Annotated in this window: 16 protein-coding genes, 3 tRNA genes and 2 pseudogenes; 5 read left to right on the forward strand and 16 right to left on the reverse strand. The window is 41.9% G+C overall.

Features of this window, described 5'->3' with window-relative positions:
• Positions 1–115: 115 nt before the first annotated feature.
• The 10 genes from I6L24_RS08645 to I6L24_RS08690 form a co-directional block, all read right to left on the reverse strand.
• The gene (locus I6L24_RS08645; RefSeq protein ID WP_005262295.1) at positions 116–1,027 is read right to left on the reverse strand and encodes an alpha/beta fold hydrolase; all 912 of its coding nucleotides are present in this window, start codon (positions 1,025–1,027) and stop codon (positions 116–118) included.
• Positions 1,028–1,272: 245 nt separating this feature from the next.
• Entirely contained in the window at positions 1,273–2,166 is an 894-nt protein-coding gene (locus I6L24_RS08650) for an alpha/beta fold hydrolase (RefSeq protein WP_004279542.1), read from the reverse strand.
• A gap of 82 nt (positions 2,167–2,248) precedes the next feature.
• Complete coding sequence (locus I6L24_RS08655) at positions 2,249–3,661, reverse strand: amino acid permease (RefSeq protein WP_004279544.1); 1,413 nt, start codon at positions 3,659–3,661, stop codon at positions 2,249–2,251.
• Positions 3,662–3,775: 114 nt separating this feature from the next.
• Positions 3,776–3,851 (reverse strand) — tRNA-Glu (locus tag I6L24_RS08660).
• A 177-nt stretch (positions 3,852–4,028) separates the two neighbouring features.
• Positions 4,029–4,187 carry a hypothetical protein gene (locus I6L24_RS08665; protein WP_004279546.1) on the reverse strand — a complete coding sequence of 53 codons (159 nt, stop codon included), beginning with the start codon at positions 4,185–4,187 and terminating at the stop codon, positions 4,029–4,031.
• A gap of 81 nt (positions 4,188–4,268) precedes the next feature.
• Positions 4,269–6,794 (reverse strand): TonB-dependent receptor plug domain-containing protein, encoded by a 2,526-nt coding sequence (locus tag I6L24_RS08670; protein ID WP_004730196.1) that lies wholly within the window; start codon positions 6,792–6,794, stop codon positions 4,269–4,271.
• Positions 6,795–6,953: 159 nt separating this feature from the next.
• Positions 6,954–7,029: transfer RNA gene (locus tag I6L24_RS08675), tRNA-Glu, on the reverse strand.
• A gap of 20 nt (positions 7,030–7,049) precedes the next feature.
• Complete coding sequence (rnt, locus tag I6L24_RS08680) at positions 7,050–7,709, reverse strand: ribonuclease T (RefSeq protein ID WP_004279557.1); 660 nt, start codon at positions 7,707–7,709, stop codon at positions 7,050–7,052.
• A complete protein-coding gene (gene pyrC, locus I6L24_RS08685; protein ID WP_004279558.1) occupies positions 7,694–8,728 on the reverse strand; it encodes a dihydroorotase in 1,035 nt (344 codons plus the stop codon). Before pyrC ends, rnt begins: the two co-directional genes overlap by 16 nt.
• Before the next feature lie 117 nt (positions 8,729–8,845).
• Positions 8,846–9,709, reverse strand: a complete 864-nt coding sequence (locus tag I6L24_RS08690) for an IS982 family transposase (RefSeq protein ID WP_004729973.1) — start codon at positions 9,707–9,709, stop codon at positions 8,846–8,848.
• A gap of 157 nt (positions 9,710–9,866) precedes the next feature.
• Between I6L24_RS08690 and I6L24_RS08695 the strand changes: the two genes are divergently transcribed.
• Positions 9,867–11,138 (forward strand): GGDEF domain-containing protein, encoded by a 1,272-nt coding sequence (locus I6L24_RS08695; RefSeq protein WP_004279559.1) that lies wholly within the window; start codon positions 9,867–9,869, stop codon positions 11,136–11,138.
• Positions 11,139–11,222: 84 nt separating this feature from the next.
• Here the strand turns inward: I6L24_RS08695 and argG are convergent, their stop codons facing one another.
• The gene (gene argG / locus I6L24_RS08700) at positions 11,223–12,563 is read right to left on the reverse strand and encodes an argininosuccinate synthase (RefSeq protein WP_004279561.1); all 1,341 of its coding nucleotides are present in this window, start codon (positions 12,561–12,563) and stop codon (positions 11,223–11,225) included.
• A 248-nt stretch (positions 12,564–12,811) separates the two neighbouring features.
• Here argG and I6L24_RS08705 point away from each other — a divergent pair, with 248 nt between their 5' ends.
• The 3 genes from I6L24_RS08705 (at position 12,812) to I6L24_RS08715 (ending at position 15,529) form a co-directional block, all read left to right on the forward strand.
• Positions 12,812–13,165, forward strand: coding sequence for a hypothetical protein (locus tag I6L24_RS08705; protein WP_004279563.1), 354 nt, complete (start codon positions 12,812–12,814; stop codon positions 13,163–13,165).
• A gap of 150 nt (positions 13,166–13,315) precedes the next feature.
• Complete coding sequence (locus I6L24_RS08710; RefSeq protein ID WP_004279566.1) at positions 13,316–15,352, forward strand: FAD-dependent oxidoreductase; 2,037 nt, start codon at positions 13,316–13,318, stop codon at positions 15,350–15,352.
• A gap of 87 nt (positions 15,353–15,439) precedes the next feature.
• Positions 15,440–15,529 (forward strand) — tRNA-Ser (locus tag I6L24_RS08715).
• A gap of 125 nt (positions 15,530–15,654) precedes the next feature.
• Here I6L24_RS08715 and I6L24_RS08720 read toward each other — a convergent pair.
• The 5 genes and pseudogenes from I6L24_RS08720 to I6L24_RS08740 all read right to left on the reverse strand — a co-directional run.
• A pseudogene (locus tag I6L24_RS08720) lies at positions 15,655–16,041 on the reverse strand (methyltransferase small domain protein); the annotation flags it as partial.
• A 14-nt stretch (positions 16,042–16,055) separates the two neighbouring features.
• Positions 16,056–16,757, reverse strand: a complete 702-nt coding sequence (locus tag I6L24_RS08725) for an IS1 family transposase (protein ID WP_004282341.1) — start codon at positions 16,755–16,757, stop codon at positions 16,056–16,058.
• 59 nt (positions 16,758–16,816) lie between these two features.
• A pseudogene (locus I6L24_RS08730) lies at positions 16,817–17,422 on the reverse strand (methyltransferase small domain protein); the annotation flags it as partial.
• A gap of 335 nt (positions 17,423–17,757) precedes the next feature.
• The gene (locus I6L24_RS08735) at positions 17,758–18,456 is read right to left on the reverse strand and encodes a pirin family protein (protein ID WP_004279570.1); all 699 of its coding nucleotides are present in this window, start codon (positions 18,454–18,456) and stop codon (positions 17,758–17,760) included.
• A 180-nt stretch (positions 18,457–18,636) separates the two neighbouring features.
• On the reverse strand, positions 18,637–19,860 hold the full coding sequence (locus tag I6L24_RS08740) for a L,D-transpeptidase family protein (RefSeq protein ID WP_004730187.1): 1,224 nt from the start codon (positions 19,858–19,860) through the stop codon (positions 18,637–18,639).
• Between the two features lie 205 nt (positions 19,861–20,065).
• Here I6L24_RS08740 and hemE point away from each other — a divergent pair, with 205 nt between their 5' ends.
• Positions 20,066–21,136, forward strand: a complete 1,071-nt coding sequence (hemE, locus tag I6L24_RS08745) for a uroporphyrinogen decarboxylase (protein ID WP_004279573.1) — start codon at positions 20,066–20,068, stop codon at positions 21,134–21,136.
• The last annotated feature ends 9 nt before the right edge of the window (positions 21,137–21,145 follow it).

Below are 21,145 nucleotides of genomic sequence, written 5' to 3' on the forward strand. Positions count from 1 at the left end.
GTATAATAGGGTGAAAACAGGGGGGTGTCAAACGCATTTCCATAAAAAAATGATTTTCTGGGTTGAGTGCATAAATTTAAAACAATCTAGAGAAAATACTGGAAAATTACATGGTTTAAGCTGGATTTTTAAGCAATTCCAGAATTGCTTCTACCACCTGCGGATGGAGTAAATAGCCGGTAATATCATGCGGGCGGTGAATATGGGTACGAATGCCGTGGTTAATAATTGCGGGTTGAAACTGAAATGGCGGTTGTGTAAGAGGAAAGGCGGTAAGAAAATCATCAGTTGAATAAAAATTTATCCAGTCGCCTTTAATTGCTGCAGGTCGTACAATGGGTTGCGGTAAATGTGACTGGATCACCTGAAAGGCTAATGGCGATCCTAAAGTAATAAAACGCTGTACGTTCAGTTCAGGATGCTGAATAAGATAATTATAGGCAATTACACTGCCCAGAGAATGAGCAATCACAATACAATGTTTGCGACCATTCAATTGCCGGGCAATCCGCTCATGAACTTCCTTCATGAAAGCAGGATTGTCGAGATACAGATAGGTTTCAATCAGAAATTTCTGAAGCAGGTTCCGATGCAGACTGGGAAAATAATTCAGCAATAATACAAAGTCTCGCAGTGCAACATTTTTGCTTAGCGTGGTAATAAATTTGAATTTCTGTTTAAAATCCATCGTGTCATTCAAATGAAGCTGGGGAAGATCGGAAATCACGGGCTTGCGCCAGCCAGGACGTGGAACGGTTGCAGGAAGCTGAGGATGGACAGGTTGACGGAAACGAAAGCTGGGCCATTGCTGGGGCATTAAGGTGCCAGGATTCAGGATGTTGCGAACGTTATAGTGTGAAAGTAAGTCTCCATAAAATGGAATGTGAATGTGACGTCGTAAATAACTGAATCTGGCATCATGACGGTGTTTGCGAATGCCTTTTTGAAGTATATGCAGCCAGCGCTGGCGAATCGATGCAGCACTATGATGTTGCTGGTTCATTCCATGAATAAAAATAACTTTCATCGATACCTCACGGAGGTCGTTCTATATATTCACAGTATAGAGAAAATTGCGGCAAGCCAAGCTGCACTTTTTGTGGCGTTAATGTGTAAATTATCTTTGATAAAACAATCATTAACAGACATCTGTATATTTATAAAAAAGGCAGAAAAAGCAGTAAATTGGTAGGTCTGGATGAAAGATTTTATTAAATAGAAAAAGAATATGAATGGAGCTGTAAAAGTTGAATTTAGAGTTTGGCGTGAGTTTTATAGTAATTCCAGGAGCACTTTAATGACGTCCGGATGCTGAATATAACCATCAATATCATGCGGATGATAGATGGAGGTATGAATCTCCTGATTAATAATCGCTGGCTGAAACTGGAAGGGTGGTTCTGATAATGGAAAGGCAGTCAGAAAGTCATCGCTACAATAGAAATTTATCCAATCGCCTGAAATCGCAGCAGGCCGTACAATTGGTTGCGGCAGATGAGCCTGGATCACCCGAAATGCCAACGGTGATCCGAGAGTAATAAAACGCTTGATATTCAGCTCCGGATGCTGGATCAAATAATTATAGGCAATCACGCTGCCGAGTGAGTGAGCCACCAGAATCTGTGGTCTGCTGCTATAGAGTTGATTATGAATGCGGCAGTGAACTTCCTGCATAAAATGTGGGTTGGCCAAATAAAGATAACTTTCTAGCAAAAATTTATGCAAAAAGCTGGCATGTAAGCTGGGAAAGTAATTGATGAGTACCGCAAAATCCCGCAAGGCAATATCTTTGCTTAATGCTGTGATGAACTTTAGTTTTTGATTGAAATTCAGGACATCATCAATATTCGACTGCGGGACGTCACAAATTTGATAGGTGCATTGGTCTGGTGGCGATGCCGGTTGCAGCTGTGCGGGATGTAAAAAAGGGAAATGCGGCCACTGTTGCGGCATCAGGGTGCTGGCATTCAAGACGTTATGAAAATGATGCCGAGAAAATAAATCGCCATAAAAAGGGATACGGATATGCCGTTTTAAATAAGTAAACCGAGCTTGCTGTTGTGGGTTTTTCCGAAGGCCTGTCTTGAAGAGATGCAGCCAATGTTGACGTAATGAAGTAGCCGTATACTGTTGCTTGTTCATGCTGTGAATAAACACAATTTTCATCGACGCACCCTTAAGGCTGCCCACTATGGTTATAGTATAGATAAAAAAAGAGCGGCCGGAGCCGCTCTTTTAAAACTGATGATTAAGACTTGTTGTGATAAAAGGCATAATAACTTGCATAACACGCTGCAATAAATAGCAGACAGCCTATGAAGCTGATACGCATTGATGGATCAAAGACCATACTGATACAGGTAATAAAACAGAACACAAAGCCCAGGATTGGTACAATCGGGAACAATGGTGCAGCAAAGCCCAGTTCTTTGGCCGTATGACCCTGTTTATACCATTGACGACGGAAGTTGAACTGGCTTAAGCAAATACTCATCCAGACCACCACCATGGTAAACGCTGCAACGCCCAGCAAGTTGGTAAAGATCGTCTCTGGCGCAAACTGTTCAGACAATAAACCTGGTAATGCACCCAGCATGGTCACCATGACTGCAATATACGGTACACCGCGAGCATTCAGTCTTGAGAATACGGCAGGCAACTGTTTGCTGTATGACAATGACCACATCATACGTGAAGCAGCAAATAAGCCCGAGTTGGCAGCAGACAACAACGCAGTGATAATTACAAAGCGGATGATGTCTTCAGCATATGGGATACCAATGTGCTGGAATACGGTTACGAACGGACTGCTACTCACGCCTTCAGCGGCTAAGCCTGCTTCCTGATGCGGAAGTAATGCCGTCACCACGATAATGGTACCCACAAAGAAAATTAATAAGCGGAAAATCGCAGTATTAATCGCTTTAGGAACATTTTTCGCAGGATCTTCAGTTTCACCGGCAGCAACACCAATCAGCTCGGTACCAGAGAAGGCAAAGTTCACGATCAGCATCGTAGCAAAAATCGGAAACAGACCTTCAGGGAACCAGCCCTGTGCAGTCAGATTGGTAAATAAAGGCGCAGCTTCATAGCCTTGATAGCCCAGAACACCAAAGATGGCCAATAGACCTAAAAGAATAAAAGCAACAACCGTGACCACTTTTACCAGTGCCAGCCAGAATTCGGATTCGGCAAACCAGCGGGTAGAAATCATATTTAGACTAAATACGAATACACCGAAGATAATGGTCCATAACCACATGGAAATGTCCGGGAACCATTCCTGCATCAGCAAGGCCGCTGCAGTAAATTCAGTTCCGAGAGTGACCGACCATGTCAGCCAGTATAACCAGGTGATGGTATAGCCTGTGCCTGGTCCAATATAACGTTTGGCATAAGCACCAAATGAACCAGATTCTGGCATATGAACGGCAAGTTCGCCCAAACATAGCATCACCATGTACGCGATAATACCGCCCAGGAGATAAGCGAGAATGGCACCTACAGGCCCCGTTTGTGCAATGACTTCACCCGACCCTAAGAATAGGCCTGTTCCGATTGCGCCACCAAGCGAAATCATGACCAGATGTCGAGTACTCATAGCGCGTTTTAAAGGCGCAGAATTGCCCTGATGCGTAGCATCATTCGGAGATGAGTGCATAGGAAATAAGAAATACTTCAAAGGAATGAAGCGAGCTATTGTAGTGAAAAACTACAAATCTGCAATCGAATAATGGTAATTTCGAATAAGGTCTGATCGTATGGGATCAATAGATGGCGTCCCTACGGGGATTCGAACCCCGGTTACCGCCGTGAAAGGGCGATGTCCTAGGCCTCTAGACGATAGGGACGTTGCGAGGTGATGCGTATATTAAGGATTAAGCCGGGATTTGTCAAAAGGGTTTTTGCTAAAATTCATTTAACAGTTTAAACATTAGGCAAAACAAAAACTTTATTTTATTGAGATGTTATTTTCTGAACAGATTTCAGGACTATAAAAAATAAATATTTGAAAAGATCACTAAAACTTAGTGATCTGGAGTTTGATATTGCTCAGGCTGAGAGTTTTCAGTTGGCGTTGACACTGTTTCAGTCTCCGCAGTGTGGTTATCATCACGGTTGACGATATAGAGATATAGTGCGGATGGGGCTAAAATCAGTAAAACCAGTAAGATCTTTTTTAACATGATACAAAGGCAAAATATGAAATCGCATTAATTATAGCCTAAGCAAATTAAAAAGAGCAGCAGCATGTACCTATTCAGGCTCTAGAATTTAAAAGTAACATCCGCAATAAATTGGCGGCCGATTTCAGTCATTACACGTGGTCTATCATTTGAGGTCGAGCCTGTTGTATAGGTATTCACGCGGTTGGTGACGTTGTTAATGATTAAACCAAAAATTGCCCTTAAATCTTTTGAAATTTCCCAATCATAGGTGGTGCGCATATCCCATGTAAATTTTGGTTTAATTTCAGAGGCTAAATAGGTGTCAAGCAGTTCACCTTCATACTCGACTTTGTCATTTTTATTGGAGACTACAGCCATATCATCGTAACTGTTTTTATAGCTAAAGAAGTTTGAAATACGTACAGGCAGTGTATCGAATGTAATATCCCAGTTTACTCGTGCGGTCCATGGTTGGTTAAAGTTTGGGGCAGGGCGGTCTGACCAACGGATAATTTGACCATCATAAGAGACCCATTCATCTTGAGTGGCTTGATCATAGGCTGAAGTGTAATCTACATAACTGCGGAAGACTTCACTGTAGTCAAATCCCAAGGCAAATAAATGTTGGCTATCCCCCAGAGCGATCGGTTGACGATTTCTAAGTGTTAAGGTGTAGATGTCAGCTTTGCCACTTCCATCATTATTATATTCGTAGAAGAATTTTGATCCATCTAAAGGAGTAACTTTAGTTTTTGATATTTCATCCTGATATTTACGATTGACCCATTTTAGCCCTAGATCCCAATTCTGGATTTGTGTATTCAAGCCTAAAACAGTTTCGTCACTGAAAGGGGGATTGAGCGCTGAACTACGCGCACCGCTGGATAGTGCAGTTTGTGTTTCTACCCAAGGCGCATGTGGGTTTTCACGTGACAGTTTATAGAGCAAATCATTTTGAATTTCATCCAGTTCTGTACCTAACGTTTGCTGACCATAGTAGCGATTCCACCCAGCGGATAAATGCAATTGATCATTACTAAAGGGTTTGTAAGAGAGACGACTGCGAGGGGAAATATTGATATTACTACTCAAAGAGTCATAATCAGCACGAACACCAAGGCGTGTTGAAAATTGATCATTCCACTGAATATTATCTTCAATAAATATATTTAGGCGATCTTGCTGAGCTTTGATATCACCAGCTTTGTACAGAGTCCCACCAGCGATATATTGTCCATTCCAACCATTTATAGTTAGTTTCTCATCACAATATGGGTCACTTTGAAGGCAGGTAGTATCTTTGCCAAGTTCTTTTAAGTTGATCTTTGTCGCGAGTAAAACATCCTCGACTCGTTTCCACGCAACATTAGCATGGCTATAACCCGTACCTATAGTCATGTTGTGTTGGGATTGACCAAGTTTAAAAGGGTCTATATTCGCTTGTAGGTCATAGGAAAGGACGTCTTGGCGTTGTTCAATCTCTCCCATGATGGCGCCCTCTCGAACTACATCGGTATTATTCCAATCTTTACTTCCTTTGGCGTAGTACCAATGCATACTGTAGTTATTGTCAGCAATACGTTGTGTCGCCGAGTTTTGGAAATTAAGTTTGTGTACGAGAGTACCTAAGTTGAAGCGATGTTCAAGTTCCGAGAACAGAGTAAGTGTTTCGGTTTCAGTAGTACTACCTGAATCACGATTGCTGTCCACATAACTTAAGCTATCGAGCAAACCATAATCGAAACCAAACTTCGCTTTGGTTGAGGCGTTTGGTGTATAAAATAATGTTGCACCAAGATTTGAGATATGTCGTTCTTGATCAATTGTTTTAGGTGTTTCAAAGCCACTTTTGACTGGGATGATAGACTCTCGTTGAGAGGCATAAGCATTAAAGCCCCAATCATTCGAGAGCTTCCCATAAATATTGGTGCTTAGACCTTGTTTGGTATATTCCTTTTGGTATTCATCTGTGGGCTCTTCAAATTTACTTTCTTCTAAAGGTGAAATTGAGTTGTAGCGAGCCCAATCGCTTTCAGTGTAATCGTAATTGATAGAACCGTGAATTTTCCCTATCTCTGTTTGCGGTGCACATGTTTTAGCATTTACAACACCACCTGTGAATTGACCATAAGCGGCAGACACGTTGCTATCTAATACTTCAAGCTCACAAAGTAGGTTAGTGTTCACTGCCATAGCTTGTGCGCCAGTTCCGATATCTTGAAATGTATTTGTGTTTGAATTTGCTGGATTAATAAGTAAGTTGTTGGAAACACCATTCACAATAAAATTGTTTTGGAAGGTTTGTCCGCCATTTATAGAGATTTCGGCAGGTTTAATTTCACCTTGTGAGCCTGCTGCTAACTTTGATTGACTAAACTGCACATTCGGATTCACTTTTAAAAAATCGGTAATGTTCTTTGAGCTATTCGGCGTCTTTTCTAAATCTTCTTTTGAATAAATGGTTTTTCCAACTTCATTTTCTTGCTGAGCTTCGATAATAATTGTGTTGAACTTAATCGTTGTTTCATTGAGAACAGGCTCTTGATAATTCGATTCTTTTGCAAAACTAGATGTTGATAAAGCTGTTAAAACTGCAATAGAAAGTGGGGAATAAGCAAAACGCATGAGAAGGGTTAAATATGCGAAAGATAATGGAAGTGATTATCATTAAATTTAAGAAGGCAATCAATAGTAATGAGAATTATTTTCATTAATTAGTAAAAGCGTAAGACTTGAGCAGCTTAAGATGCTGATCAAAGAAATATAAAGAAGAGAAAAAATAGATGGCGTCCCTACGGGGATTCGAACCCCGGTTACCGCCGTGAAAGGGCGATGTCCTAGGCCTCTAGACGATAGGGACGTTTAGAAGATGGCGGTATCTTATTGATCCGCCACCAGAGTGTCAAGCAGGTGAGGTGCGAGTTTGTTTAAAATATAGCAAAACAGTTCAGCGGTCTTCTGCGTATCATATAATGCAGAATGGGCTTCTTTGCCATCAAACTCAATCCCAGCCTGAATACAGGATTTTGCCAGTACGGTCTGACCAAACATCACCGCACTTAAAGTCACTGTATCGAAGACAGAAAAACTATGAAATGGGTTCTGGTTTTTGGTTCCGGTACGCGCAATCGCGGCCTGAAGAAAACCCAAATCGAAATGTGCATTGTGTCCAACTAAAACTGCATGGGTACAGTTTTGCTGGCGACGCACTTCATTCACAGATTTAAAAATACGCTTAAGCGCAGTTTTTTCATCTTCGGCCATTGCGATTCGCATCGGATTCGAAGGATCGATCCCAATAAACTCCAGCGAACGTCGGTCGAGATTTGCCCCTTCGAAAGGATTGATATGTGCATGGTAAGCTTGACCCGGCACAAATTGACCCTCCTCATTATAAACAATCGGAATGGCCGCAATTTCCAGCAATGCATCAGTCTGCGCATTAAAACCTGCAGTCTCGACATCGACAACTACAGGTAAGAATCCACGAAAACGTTGACCAATGATTGGGAGCGTTTCATTTGTCACACTTTTCTCCATTGAATGGTTTTACCAGCATACAGTGGGATAATCTGTTCACCATCCAGATAGTCTAAACTTTCAGGGATTACTTGATCTTCTTTAACCAGGGTAATGGTATTGGTATTACGTGGCAGGCCATAGAAGTCTGCACCAAAATGGCTGGCAAAACCTTCCAGGCGTTCAATTTTACCCACCTGATCAAATGCCTGAGCATACAGCTCAATGGCAGTCGGCGCACTATAACATCCTGCACAGCCACACGCATTTTCTTTTGCATTTTTTGAATGCGGCGCGCTATCTGTTCCCAGGAAAAATTTAGGATTACCGCTGGTTGCGACTTCCAGCAAAGTTTGCTGATGCGTTTGACGTTTTAAAATCGGCAAGCAGTAGAAATGCGGCTTGATCCCACCAACCAGCATGTCATTGCGGTTAAACAATAAATGTTGCGGCGTAATGGTTGCAGCGACATTACGGTCTTGCTCAAGTACAAAGTTTGCTGCTTCGCTGGTGGTGATGTGTTCGAGCACCAGTTTCAGCTTGGGAAATTGTCTGAGTAAGGGAGCCAGCACTTCATCCAGGAAACGCTTTTCACGGTCAAAAATATCGACATGATTATGCGTCACTTCACCATGTAGCAATAAAGGCACTTGGTGTTCTTCAAGCTGTTCAATTACGCCGTAGACTTTGCTCATATCGCTCACACCACTATCGGAGTTGGTGGTCGCACCCGCAGGATAGAGCTTGATGGCATTGACATGCGCAGATTCTTTGATCTTTTTAACTTCACTTGCCGGGGTGTTGTCAGTGAAATACAGCACCATACGCGGGTCGAAATTTACCCCTTCAGGCACATGTGCCATGATACGTTCACGGTAAGCATTGGCCTCTTCGACGGTTTTTACGGGTGGCACCAGATTTGGCATGCAAATGGCACGAGAAAACTGCTTGGCTAAATCGGGAACGGTACGTTGAAGTGCTAAACCATCACGCAGGTGAACGTGCCAATCATCTGGCTGGAGAATCGTAATCGTATTCAAGGCAAATTCAGTCGAACAAATAAAACAAATGATAATCCATCTATAGTAAAAATGGTAACGAGAAAGCGCTACAAAATAAGGGATATGTATAAATTAACCTGAGTTCGATGAAATATTTTAGCTTTTTAGCAAGTTTTGGAAAGTTGGCTTATTTGGATTTAAGCAATAAGCCACTATAGCAGCCATAATATTCACCATAAAGTTATTCACCGAACGATGACGTGAATGGTCAATTTGATGTAAGTTTTTTAACTGATCATTCACTGTTTCGATCAATCCTCTTCTGCAAAGCAATTGTTTTTCTTCTTCAGTTTGGATGGGTTTATTTTTCATATTCTTGCGTGACGGGGTTAATAGTCTGAGCCCCCTTGCTGCTAAAGCTTCAGTTTTTGCTTTACTCAGATAGCCTTTATCGCCCAGTAAAATACCTTTTAACTCTTGGGTTAAAGATTCAAGTACAGCAACATCATGAACACTTCCCGATGTAATCTTGAGATTAATAATTTCACCCAAGTTGTTGATAACAATATGGACTTTAAATCCATAAAACCAACCTGTGCTACTTTTACCACGACCAGCTAAGCCTTTAAATACACGATGTCTTTTAATTCTAAGATTATGGCAAACGACCAATTTAGTCGAATCAATAATACAAATTCCGGTATCTTCTCCTTTAACTTGATGGAAGAAACTACTCAAAGCTTGCAAACAACGCGGCATAATTTCAATAAAACGATTGTAACTAAGAAGCTTGGGAAAAGCTGATTTCCAAAATGGGATGATCATATGACAATAAAAATATTTGAAAAATCTAAACCCGGATTTATGAAATAAAATGACAATGGTCATGACTTCAGACAAGCTTAAAGCTGACTTTTTCATTGTTGTTTTTTGATCAGAAATTAGAGCTTTCTCTAAAGATTCATTAAACTTTTTGCAGAAATCATCCAAGATACAAAATAATTCGGTAATATAGTCCATGAAAAAGCCTTGCTCTGAAATGTTTTGTCTTCGTAACCAAGATATTACAGATGCTAAGGCTTTTTTTTATTTATTTTTTATGTCGAACTCAGGTTAAATTAATTTTAAAAAGTATGTTATTTTAAAATTAATAAAAAAATTACATAAATACTTGGCAATGGAATACAAGTACAATCTAGCGAAATTGCAAGATGATAAAGAAGACATAGAACAACTGATTACACGGCAAAGCCAGCGTGTAGGCCCGGTCTTCCCTCAAAATCTGGAACAAGAATTCTGGACCAAAAATCTGGAACGCGCCCGCAAACATGTCGAAAAATATGTGTGGGCTGGGGTATTGGCCTATTTCCTTTTTTTAGTGGTAATGATTCCTACAGATTACTGGAGCATCAGCAAAGAATATTTCGTGCATGATTTTGTCCTGTGTATGTTGGGCTTGCTCAACGGCGGCGTGTCATTAATCATTTTTTATATGTTCTCCTGTTTACCCAAGATCAAGCGCTTTTTTCCGCAGGCTTCGATGCTGTTGGTGTTCTGGATACAGGTGTCAATTTCATGCATTACCATGTCGATTAAAACTGATGCCTTGCAGCATCAATCCATGGCGATAGTCACGATCGTATATATCCTGGGTTATGTTCTGACCGGTATTAAGCCGATTCAGATGCTGGTCACCGGATTACTCGCTGCGGCAACTACTATTCTTGTATTGTTTAGCCTTTCAGTTGAATTTAATCCTATGGTTTTTGGCCGGATTTTAATTGGAAGTTGCTTGCTGGGTTATGTGATTAGCCATATGATTTTTGCCCGTGAACGTGTGATATTTCTCTATAGCATTCGCGCCAGAATCAGTGAGCAGATCCAGCGTATCCATACCAACGAATTATTACATTTGAGTCAGTACGATGAGCTGACCAAGATTTCCAATCGACGGACTTTTGATGAGACGCTGCAAGTCCATTTCGAACGTGCACATCGTGAAGAAACGGCATTGGCAATTCTGTTTATCGATGTAGATTTCTTTAAAAATTACAACGATTTTTATGGGCATCAGAAAGGTGATGATGTCATTTCGACTATTGCCAAAACCATCAAAAATGCGATCCGTCATATGGACTTTGTCGCGCGTTATGGCGGGGAAGAGTTTGTGGTGCTCTTGCCAGAAACGGATGCACATGGTGCTTATGCAGTGGCTTCAAATATTTTTAAGGCGATTGATCGTCTGGAAATTCCACATGAAAAATCCTTGGTTGCGAAACATATCACCATCAGTTTAGGCATTACCGTCTATCGTGGTGAAGATGATATTGATAAAGACGCCTTATTGGGAATCGCGGATCAGGCGCTATATCGTGCCAAACAGCTTGGACGCAACCAGATTTATTATCAGTCCATTCGTTCAGTCAATTCAGATATCGCAAATGGTTAGAGATTATTACAATCAATAAACGAACCCTCAATAAAAAACCGCTCATCAGGAGCGGTTTTTTATGAAACTAAAAAGGACTAAAACTTAGTTTTTGTCTTTTAGTTGTGGCACTGCAGATGCTGAACCAACTGCCAATAAACCAGTCTCTGTATAGATGCCCAGTTTCGCACGAGTATCCGTGATATCCAGGTTACGCATGGTCAACTGACCAATACGATCCATCGGCGAGAACATAGAATCACCTTTCTCCATAGTCAAACGCTCAGCTTCATAAGTGAGGTTCGGAGATTCAGTATTCATAATGGTGTAGTCATTACCACGACGCAATTCGATCGTTACAGTACCGGTAACTGCTTTAGCAACCCAACGCTGTGCAGTTTCACGCAGCATAAGCGCTTGAGAATCGAACCAGCGACCTTGGTAAAGCAAACGACCTAAACGTAGACCGTTAATACGGTATTGTTCAATTGTATCTTCGTTATGAATACCCGTTACCAGACGCTCATAAGCGATGTGAAGCAGCGCCATACCCGGAGCTTCATAGATACCGCGAGATTTCGCTTCGATGATACGGTTTTCGATTTGATCCGACATACCTAGACCGTGACGGCCACCGATGCGGTTCGCTTCAAGAATAAATTCAACTGGATCTTCAATGCGTTGACCGTTGATAGCAACCGGGAAGCCTTCTTCAAAAGTAATCGATACTTCTTCAGCTTTTACTTCTACGTCATCTTTCCAGAACGCAACGCCCATGATTGGCTCAACGATTTTGATGCCTGCATTCAGGTATTCAAGATCTTTAGCTTCGTGCGTCGCACCCAGCATGTTTGAGTCAGTTGAATAAGCTTTTTCTTTTGACATTTTATAGTCAAAACCATTGTCGATCAGGAACTGTGACATTTCTGCACGTCCGCCCAGCTCGTCAATGAAAGTTTGGTCTAACCAAGGCTTGTAGATTTTAAGCGCAGGATTGGTCAATAAACCATAACGGTAGAAACGTTCAATGTCGTTGCCTTTATAAGTCGAACCGTCACCCCAGATGTTAACGTCATCTTCTTTCATGGCAGTTACCAGCATGGTGCCAGTTACTGCACGACCCAATGGTGTCGTGTTGAAATAAGGCATACCACCTGTAGAAATATGGAACGCGCCACATTGAATTGCAGCAATACCTTCTAATGCAAGCTGTAAACGGCAGTCGATTAAACGTGCTTTTACTGCGCCATAAGCTTCAGCTTTTTTTGGAATCGCATCGTAATCGTCTTCGTCTGGCTGACCCAAGTTAGCTGTGTAAGCATAAGGTTCAGCGCCTTTTTGTTTCATCCACAAAAGAGCAGCAGAAGTATCTAGACCACCAGAGAAGGCAATACCAACTTTTTTACCTACTGGGACATTCTGCAAGATAGTTGCATTATCAGACATTGTTCATCCTAATGATATGAAATAGGCACGCCAGAATTGGTGGCCTGAAAAAATACATATTGCATCAATTGTATCATTAATTTATTTAGGTTTGCTTTAGAAAAGAAAAACTCGTTTTAAAATCTCTATTCAATAGGCTTAAATAATCATAAATCGCACGATTTTCACCAGAATCCTGCTGAAAACGGAAGAAATTGGTTATATTCAGCCGAATAAAGTTAAAAATCAGATAAAACAGGAATAAAAGCATGGCGACTCGCATTCCACCTTTACCTAATTTAAATCCTAAAGCTAAGAATGAAACGCTGGCACTGTTACATGGGATTTATGCCGGCCTGATTGGTTTTAGTACAGTGCTGTTTTTATATCTTGAATATCAGCAATCCAGTATTTCCATGCTGAGTTTAGGTGTGGTGCTGCTGCTTTTAGGCTTGCTGATGTTTTTTAATATACAGGCCAGTATCAAGGTGAAGCAGGGCAATGGTTCAGGACGGACTTTATCCAGAGTGATGGCAATCCTCATGCTGTTCAGTTTTCCGATTGGGACAGTATTGGGTGCGATTGCATTATGGAAATCCAGTGCAAGGCAATGGCAGCAATAATTTAATTGCGAAGGTTCGATATAAATATGCCACCAATTGGTATTTGTGCCTGAGAATGCAGACCTGATAGTCATAAAAAGCCCCTAAAAATCAGTTAAAGTACCTTTATAAGATTTAAGCTATTAGCCAAATAAAAATCAGGGATATGTTATGACTACGACGCGCTATGCCAATATTTTAAAACCACTTCATCTGGGTTTCACCACCATTAAAAACCGGGTGGTGATGGGGTCGATGCATACTGGTCTGGAAGACCGCTTCTATAATTATCCTAAACTGGCAGCGTATTTTGGCGAACGTGCAAAGGGTGGCGTAGGTCTGCTGATTACGGGTGGAATATCGCCAAACCGTCAGGGCTGGTTGTTGCCGGCAGGCGGTACCATGAATACCTTGGGCGATATTGCACCACATCGTCTGGTGACACATGCAGTGCATAAGCATGGTGCTAAAATTCTTTTACAGATTCTGCATGCCGGACGTTATGGCTATCAGCCTTTTGTGGTTTCGGCCAGCCCGATCAAATCACCAATTTCTCCTTTTAAACCGCGTGAAATGTCAGATAAACAGATCCTGAATACCATTCAGGATTATGTGAAAACTGCCATCATTGCCAAAAAGGCTGGCTATGATGGCGTGGAAATCATGGGTTCTGAAGGCTATTTGCTGAATCAGTTTTTAAGTCGTCATGTCAATCAGCGTATTGACCGTTGGGGCGGCCCGATTGAAAACCGGATGCGTTTTGCCGTAGAAATTGTTAAAGCGATTCGCGCTGAAATTGGTGAGAAATTTATTATCTGTTTCCGTTTGTCACTTCTCGATTTGGTACATGATGGCAATACCATGCAGGAAGTGATTACCGTAGCTAAAGCTTTGGAAAAGGCAGGAATTACTTTGCTCAATACCGGGATTGGCTGGCATGAAGCACGTATTCCAACTATTGTGACTTCCGTGCCTCGAGCTGCTTTTGTCGATTACACTTCTGAAGTTAAGAAACATGTTTCGGTGCCGGTGATTGCCTCTAACCGGATCAATATGCCAGACACTGCCGAGGCGATTCTGGCCTCTGGTCAGGCAGATATGGTACAGATGGCACGTCCACTTTTGGCCGATGCTTTCTGGGTCAACAAAACCGCAACCAATCGTGTTGATGAAATCAATACCTGTATCGCCTGTAATCAGGCTTGCTTGGATCATACCTTTAAAAACCAGCGCGCAACCTGTCTGGTCAATCCGCGTGCCGCTTATGAGACCGAACTGGTCTATGTCAAAACCAAAAAACCGAAAAGTATTGCAGTGATTGGTGGTGGTGTTGCAGGTCTGTCAGCGGCTACTGTCGCAGCCAGTCGCGGGCATGATGTGACGCTGTTTGAGGCCAGTCATGAAGTAGGCGGACAGTTCAACCTGGCTAAAGTCATTCCGGGGAAAGAGGAATTTCACGAAACGATTCGTTATTTTAAAGTGCAGCTAGAAAAAACTGGAGTTGATCTGCGTCTCAATACCCGAGTCAACCGCGAGCAGTTGGAGCGTGAGGGTTTTGATGAGGTGATTGTGGCTACAGGGGTTGTGCCGCGTGCCTTGAATATCGAAGGCAGTCAGGCACCACAAGTATTATCTTATGCAGAAGTGCTACGTGGCGCACCTGTCGGTGATCGTGTTGCGGTCATTGGCGCAGGCGGGATCGGTTTTGATGTGTCCGAGTTTTTATTAAAGCCACCGCATCAAATACAGCCGCAACCTGTGGATGAGTGGAAGCGTGAATGGGGTGTAGATTCTCATCCAGATTATGTGACTGAAGGCGGGTTACAGCGTGCTGAAGTAGAACCTCCAGTACGGGAAATTTATCTATTACAACGTAAAAAGACACCGCTTGGCGCAGGACTAGGCAAGACTTCAGGCTGGGTACATCGTGCCCAGTTAAAAAAACATGCCGTGCGGATGTTGCGCGGTGTGCAATATAAATCTGTCACGGATGAAGGCTTATGGATTGAGGTAGATGGCCATGCTCAATTATTGCGTGTGGATACCATTGTGGTATGTGCAGGTCAGGAATCGGTAAAAGACCTGATGCCGAGTGCTGGGGAAAATACCTTGGCGCAGTATCATATTATTGGCGGTGCAAAACTGGCTGCTGAACTCGATGCCAAGCGCGCCATTCGTGAGGGAGCGGAATTAGCAGCAAAACTGTAAGGATTTGATGAAACTATATGCAGTTGATTGCATTCACTGTAATTTTCACTTGTCAGCCGGACAAAAGCTCCGTATTATTGCGCCCATGGAAGCGTGGCAGAGCGGTTTAATGCACCGGTCTTGAAAACCGACGAGGGTGTGAGTCCTCCGTGAGTTCGAATCTCACCGCTTCCGCCAAATTTTAAAAACCCCAGTCGAAAGATTGGGGTTTTTTTATTTCTATGATTTTAATAAAACGATTTAAAATAAGCTGATAGCGAACAAAGTCAAAATTTTAAAATTCCATAATTAATAAATATTCTTTAATTGCCTACTTCAATTTTGATTAATGCCAACGCAATTCTTTCCACATGTTGGTAAGCCGGTTGTTCCAGTTCTTCACCAAAAATATCCGGGTCAATTTCTTCATAGGACCAGATTATATTTTGATGCTGTTTCATCAAATCTTTAAGATGCTGCAAAAACAGATTGCCATGTTCAGTCACGGTCACACCGGTATATAGAAATAAATGTCCGCCAGAATTCAGGCGCTGTAGACCTTCTTTTATAATCCTGAATGATAAATCACAGCCATCCAGCGCATTACCGCCATGACGATATTGACGTTGTTCGGGATCAATTAAATACGGTGGATTAGCAAAAATCAGATCAAATTTTCCATCAAGATTGGAAAATAGGTGGTGTTTCAAAAAGTATGCTGGCATTAAACGAATCCATTATTGATATAAAAGAACACTAAATCAAAGGCTTTGAAATGATTTTCAAGCTTTTTGGAGAAGTTGCAGCTTCTCCTAAAGCCTCGCCTGATTCGATGCCGTAATCGACAATTATTGCCTTCTATACCCACAGTGAAAAATTTACCAATCAACTGTTTGCATTCTTTAAAGGTCGTAACAAAGCTATCCCAATGGTCACTTGATATACATGTATAGCTTACACCTAACTGCTTCAATTTTAATTTAAGTCGTTTTGCAGTGGCTAAATCTCGGTTACCCCATACATAAGCAACAATTTCACCTGTTTCTCGATGATAGGCATAAATTAGCCATTGTTTATTTTGCTTATGACCAACAAAAGTCCAAAACTCATCTACTTCAAGGGTTTCATAATGACTTTGCTGTGCTCGAAGTTGATATTTTGATTGGCTAAGTGTCCGTAGAACTTTACCAATACTTACTCTTTCAATTTCTGCTATATCCCTGACACCACTGCCTCGCACCATGAGGTGTAATATTTTGGTTTTGATACCTGAGTGACAGCCTTGATAACTGAGAGCATGATCACCAATAAATTGACGTCTGCATATTTTACATTGGTAATTTTGCTTACCATCTACTTTTGTGCCATTTTTCTTTATACTGTCACTTAGGCAGGCTGGACACTTGATTTCTAGAGTTATTCGCATTTCTCTATTTTATCAAAATCCAACCTGCTTTTTTTCAGCATACTTTTTGAAACACCACCGGAAAATAAATTACTTTGAACCGGATGAATATGGTTTAAGCCGGCAAAACTGATATTAATCTGGCTATAGAGCAAGGCTTTGGGATTCAGGTCTGCAACCATCATTTCATTCACAGCTGGAAAATGTCTGGCAATGCTGATCGCGGCTGCTGAAGTGCCACAACACATTTCCACGACCCGTTTAAAAGGGCGAGGCTGAGCAGCTAGATATTGCTTGAGATGATAGATAAAGCGATACGTATCCGGACCGAAAAATACCGCATCTTGCTGAGTGGTTGGAAAAGCTGAATGAATAAAGAGTTCGCCATCGAGTGAAGAAACCCGAACCTGACTCAAGTATTGATCTTCCTGAACCTGTAGAAGCTGATGTTCTTGCAATAATGTAAAAAGGGCAGAATCAAGATCAGTTTTTTTAAAGTTTAGATTCCAGCCAAAGATATCCTGATGGGTTCTGTGCTTATAAATTTCATTCTTTTTTCGATTCAGAATTCGCTGGTGGGAAAGCGGTGTAATGGTCGTAAACTGATAATCTTGTTGTTTTAAAAAGGCTAATAAATAAAGCAAAGCTTGTTGCTGGATGCTTTGCATCTCTAAAATTTGGTTCATACGGATATGCTCTTCTATTTATTTAACCTACATGAAAAGATTAATTCACTTTATGCCTGCAAAAGACAATATCAAACCAGTCGTGAATGATCAAAGCTATACAGCACTGGATTCCATGGAAAGGGATCAGTTTATATTCACCTAAATAATGCATTGCTTAGGTAAAAATGTGATGAGAATTGGTTGGATTTGTATAGGTCGTAGGCATAATTTTATTGGTTAAGCAGCCTTATTATGATTTTGCGAACTATTATTTCTTATTCATGATTATACGTATAAAAAATGGCTATTAATCACTGGGATCAATAGCCATTAGAGCTGAGAGCTTTAAAAGCTTAGTTGGGTACTTCCGGCAAATCAAACCAGATCACTTGCGCATCTTCGCTTGCTTTAATTTCTGTATCATCTAGAAAAGCAATTGCGCCGCCAGCTTCAACTGTATGTTCAGCGATCTGGACAGTGCCAGAAACAACATGTACATAATTAATATGCTGGGTCGCTTTCACTTCCAGACTTTGGCCTTGCTGAATCACCGCAGTTTTGACTTCGGCATTCTGACGAATATGCATCGGTGCATTTTCATTCGGACCACAAATCAAATGCCACTGGTTCGGTTGCTCATGCGGGTCAAGACGGATTTGCTGATAGTTCGGCTTGGCATCACGTTCATTTGGAATAATCCAGATTTGCAGTAAATGGACCTGTTCGTCGCCTTGGTTCATTTCACTGTGCCGCACACCTGTTCCTGCACTCATCAGTTGCCATTCACCCGCAGCGATTCCGCCATGATTGCCCATGCTGTCCTGATGGGTAATGGTTCCTTTCAGCACACAGGTCAGGATTTCCATATTGTCATGTGGATGCGTTCCAAAACCCTGATGTCCATCAATCAGGTCATCATTAATGACACGTAAAGCGCTGACACCCATATACTTTGGGTTATACCAGTTGCCAAATGAGAAACTGTGTTTAGACTCCAGCCAGCCCATTTTTACATGACCACGATTTTCGCTAGGATGTAGAAAAGCATTCATGATTTTATCTCGACATTATTTTTAACTTGAGATCATCATACTGTCGTTTTATAACTGAAAAAATCTCAAATAGGCGACAGATCATTGCATTTTTGCAACGAAAGAGCTGAAAGTAAACATAAGGAATAAAAAAGCCCGCTCAAAAGCAGGCTATTTTTATTCAAATCGGCAGACCGATCATCATTCTAAGAAACGAACCGTTACGCCAGATTTGACTTTACGGCCAAGATCATTGGCATCCCAGTTAGTCAAACGAATACAACCATGTGATGCTGTTTTCGAAATGCTAGACGGGTTTGGTGTTCCGTGAATACCAAATGATTTCTTGCTTAAACCAATCCAGATATTCCCGACAGGACCGTTAGGACCCGGTGGTAAAGATAGTGGTTTTAAATTTTTACCTTGTACAAAGTTAGAAGGTGAGTAGCTGTACCAAGGGTTTGGTGCAACACCTGTTACTTTATAGGTTCCGGTTGGAGATGGTGTATCCGCACTACCAATGGTGGCAGGGAATGACGCGATCATTTGATTTTTACTATTAAATAAGTACAGTTGTTTCGCGCCTTTATGTGCAACAATCAAGTGAATACCTTCAGGCAAGTCATTACGTACATTACTGACCAGTAATTTTTCACCAACTTTATTAAAGTTGGCATTTGGATTGAGTTTCTTTAAAAAATTCTCATCCATATGGAATTTTTCACTCAACATTTCACTGACACGCGTGTAGTACAAGCCTTTCATTTTTGCCTGTAACGCATAATCTGAAGGAATAGACTTGGCAAATGGGCCTGCCAGATCTTTTTCAGTAATGGTGTATTCAACAAAGGTTGGCTTAGAACCCTGACGTGCAACTAGTTTATCCCAGGTTTCCTGAGTCAAAACACCTGTCGGTTTAATGCCATTCATTTGCTGGAAAGATGCAATCGCTTTTAGTGTGTTTTTACCGCTGGTTCCGTCAATCGCACCCGGTGATGCATGAGCATTATTCAGCATGACATGCGCACGTGCGTAAACTGGGAATTGACCTGCACCGATATTTTCATACCATTGGGCATTGTTTAAACCGTCTAAAGTCCACGAAGCTTTGGTCGCTGCAGAGTTAGTCGGTGCTTTGGTATTTGGTGCTGCGCCAATAGAAGCAGTCTGCTCTTCGGTATCCTGTAGCTTATTCAGCGCTTCAGATGCCTGTTTTAAGTCTTGTTGTTCTTGTGCGGTAATTTGCGCTTCTGCAGGTGCTGCTTGGGCCGCTGAAGCTTCAGTTGCTAATGGATCAATCGGATCTTGCACTGCAACATCAGTCACCACTTGGGGTTTTAATGGTTGTTCAGCAGTAGACGCGGCAAAAACTTGACCTGCGAAAATGCAACCTAGACTCACAGCGAGCATTGTGCGAACGAACATGTAACTCAACCTTAAGAATTATTTCTTTAACTATGTGAAAAAACACTATAAGTATTACAGAAAAAATGTGGAGATGCAGTAGTTGTTTTGTGTAAATCACTAGGTTGCCGTTCAATCCGATCGGTTTTTAAAGTTGCCAGAAGTTATTAAAACTGCGGCCTTTTTGCTATGATGTTGGCAATGTCAAAGAAAGATGGGAATGTGAATGACGACCTTAAAAAATGATCGTTTTCTGCGCGCATTGTTGCGTGAGCCTGTAGATGCTACGCCAGTATGGATGATGCGTCAGGCTGGCCGTTATTTGCCTGAGTACCGCGAAACGCGTGCCAAGGCAGGAGATTTCCTTTCGCTTTGCAAGAATACTGAACTGGCCTGTGAAGTGACTTTGCAGCCTTTGCGCCGTTATGATCTTGATGCCGCGATTTTATTCTCAGATATCTTGACGGTTCCGGATGCTTTGGGACTGGGGCTGTATTTTGAAGCTGGTGAAGGCCCGAAATTTCACAAGACCATCCGTACCGAACAGGATGTAGCCAATCTGCCTGCATTTAATGCCAAGTCGGATCTGGATTATGTGATGAATGCCGTTTCGACCATTCGTTCAGCCCTGAGCGGTCAGGTTCCTCTGATTGGTTTCTCGGGCAGTCCATGGACTCTGGCAACGTATATGGTCGAAGGTGGTTCAAGCAAGGATTTCCGTTTTACCAAACAGATGATGTATGCGCAGCCTGAAGTTTTGCATGCTTTACTGGATCGTCTGGCTGATGCAGTGACTGAATATTTGAATGCGCAGATCGATGCGGGTGCACAAGCGGTACAGATCTTTGATAGTTGGGGTGGGGCATTAGCACATCGTGAATATATCGAGTTCTCGCTGAACTATATGCAGAAGATTGTCGCTGGTTTGCAACGTGAGAAAGACGGCCGCAAGATTCCGGTAATTCTGTTTACCAAAGGTGGCGGTCAATGGTTGGAACCGATGATTACGACAGGCGCAGATGCATTTGGTCTGGACTGGACCACGCCATTGAATGTCGCTCGTCAAACGGTTGCTGGTCGTGCAGCACTTCAGGGTAACCTGGATCCTGCAACTTTATATGGTTCATCAGACACCATCATTAAAGCGACAAAAGCCATGCTGGATGATGCCTATGCCAATGGCGAGAAAACCGGTTATATTGCCAATTTAGGTCATGGTATTACCCAGTGGGTTGATCCGGCGAATCCAAAAGCATTTATTGATACCGTACATGAGTATAGTGCCAAATATCTTTAGGATGTAAAC

Origin of the sequence: Acinetobacter lwoffii (assembly GCF_019048525.1) — a bacterium.
In the GTDB taxonomy this organism is placed as follows: domain Bacteria; phylum Pseudomonadota; class Gammaproteobacteria; order Pseudomonadales; family Moraxellaceae; genus Acinetobacter; species Acinetobacter lwoffii_K.

Excerpts from the sequence above, each read along its gene's own strand:
- rnt (WP_004279557.1), bottom strand. The coding sequence starts at position 7,709 with ATGGAGAAAAGTGTGACAAATGAAACGCTCCCAATCATTGGTCAACGT.
- I6L24_RS08710 (WP_004279566.1), top strand. The coding sequence starts at position 13,316 with ATGACTACGACGCGCTATGCCAATATTTTAAAACCACTTCATCTGGGT.
- I6L24_RS08690 (WP_004729973.1), bottom strand. The coding sequence starts at position 9,709 with ATGGACTATATTACCGAATTATTTTGTATCTTGGATGATTTCTGCAAA.
- hemE (WP_004279573.1), top strand. The coding sequence starts at position 20,066 with ATGACGACCTTAAAAAATGATCGTTTTCTGCGCGCATTGTTGCGTGAG.
- I6L24_RS08665 (WP_004279546.1), bottom strand. The coding sequence starts at position 4,187 with ATGTTAAAAAAGATCTTACTGGTTTTACTGATTTTAGCCCCATCCGCA.
- I6L24_RS08695 (WP_004279559.1), top strand. The coding sequence starts at position 9,867 with ATGGAATACAAGTACAATCTAGCGAAATTGCAAGATGATAAAGAAGAC.
- I6L24_RS08740 (WP_004730187.1), bottom strand. The coding sequence starts at position 19,860 with ATGTTCGTTCGCACAATGCTCGCTGTGAGTCTAGGTTGCATTTTCGCA.
- I6L24_RS08645 (WP_005262295.1), bottom strand. The coding sequence starts at position 1,027 with ATGAAAGTTATTTTTATTCATGGAATGAACCAGCAACATCATAGTGCT.
- I6L24_RS08655 (WP_004279544.1), bottom strand. The coding sequence starts at position 3,661 with ATGCACTCATCTCCGAATGATGCTACGCATCAGGGCAATTCTGCGCCT.
- argG (WP_004279561.1), bottom strand. The coding sequence starts at position 12,563 with ATGTCTGATAATGCAACTATCTTGCAGAATGTCCCAGTAGGTAAAAAA.
- I6L24_RS08650 (WP_004279542.1), bottom strand. The coding sequence starts at position 2,166 with ATGAAAATTGTGTTTATTCACAGCATGAACAAGCAACAGTATACGGCT.
- I6L24_RS08735 (WP_004279570.1), bottom strand. The coding sequence starts at position 18,456 with ATGAATGCTTTTCTACATCCTAGCGAAAATCGTGGTCATGTAAAAATG.
- I6L24_RS08670 (WP_004730196.1), bottom strand. The coding sequence starts at position 6,794 with ATGCGTTTTGCTTATTCCCCACTTTCTATTGCAGTTTTAACAGCTTTA.
- I6L24_RS08705 (WP_004279563.1), top strand. The coding sequence starts at position 12,812 with ATGGCGACTCGCATTCCACCTTTACCTAATTTAAATCCTAAAGCTAAG.
- I6L24_RS08725 (WP_004282341.1), bottom strand. The coding sequence starts at position 16,757 with ATGCGAATAACTCTAGAAATCAAGTGTCCAGCCTGCCTAAGTGACAGT.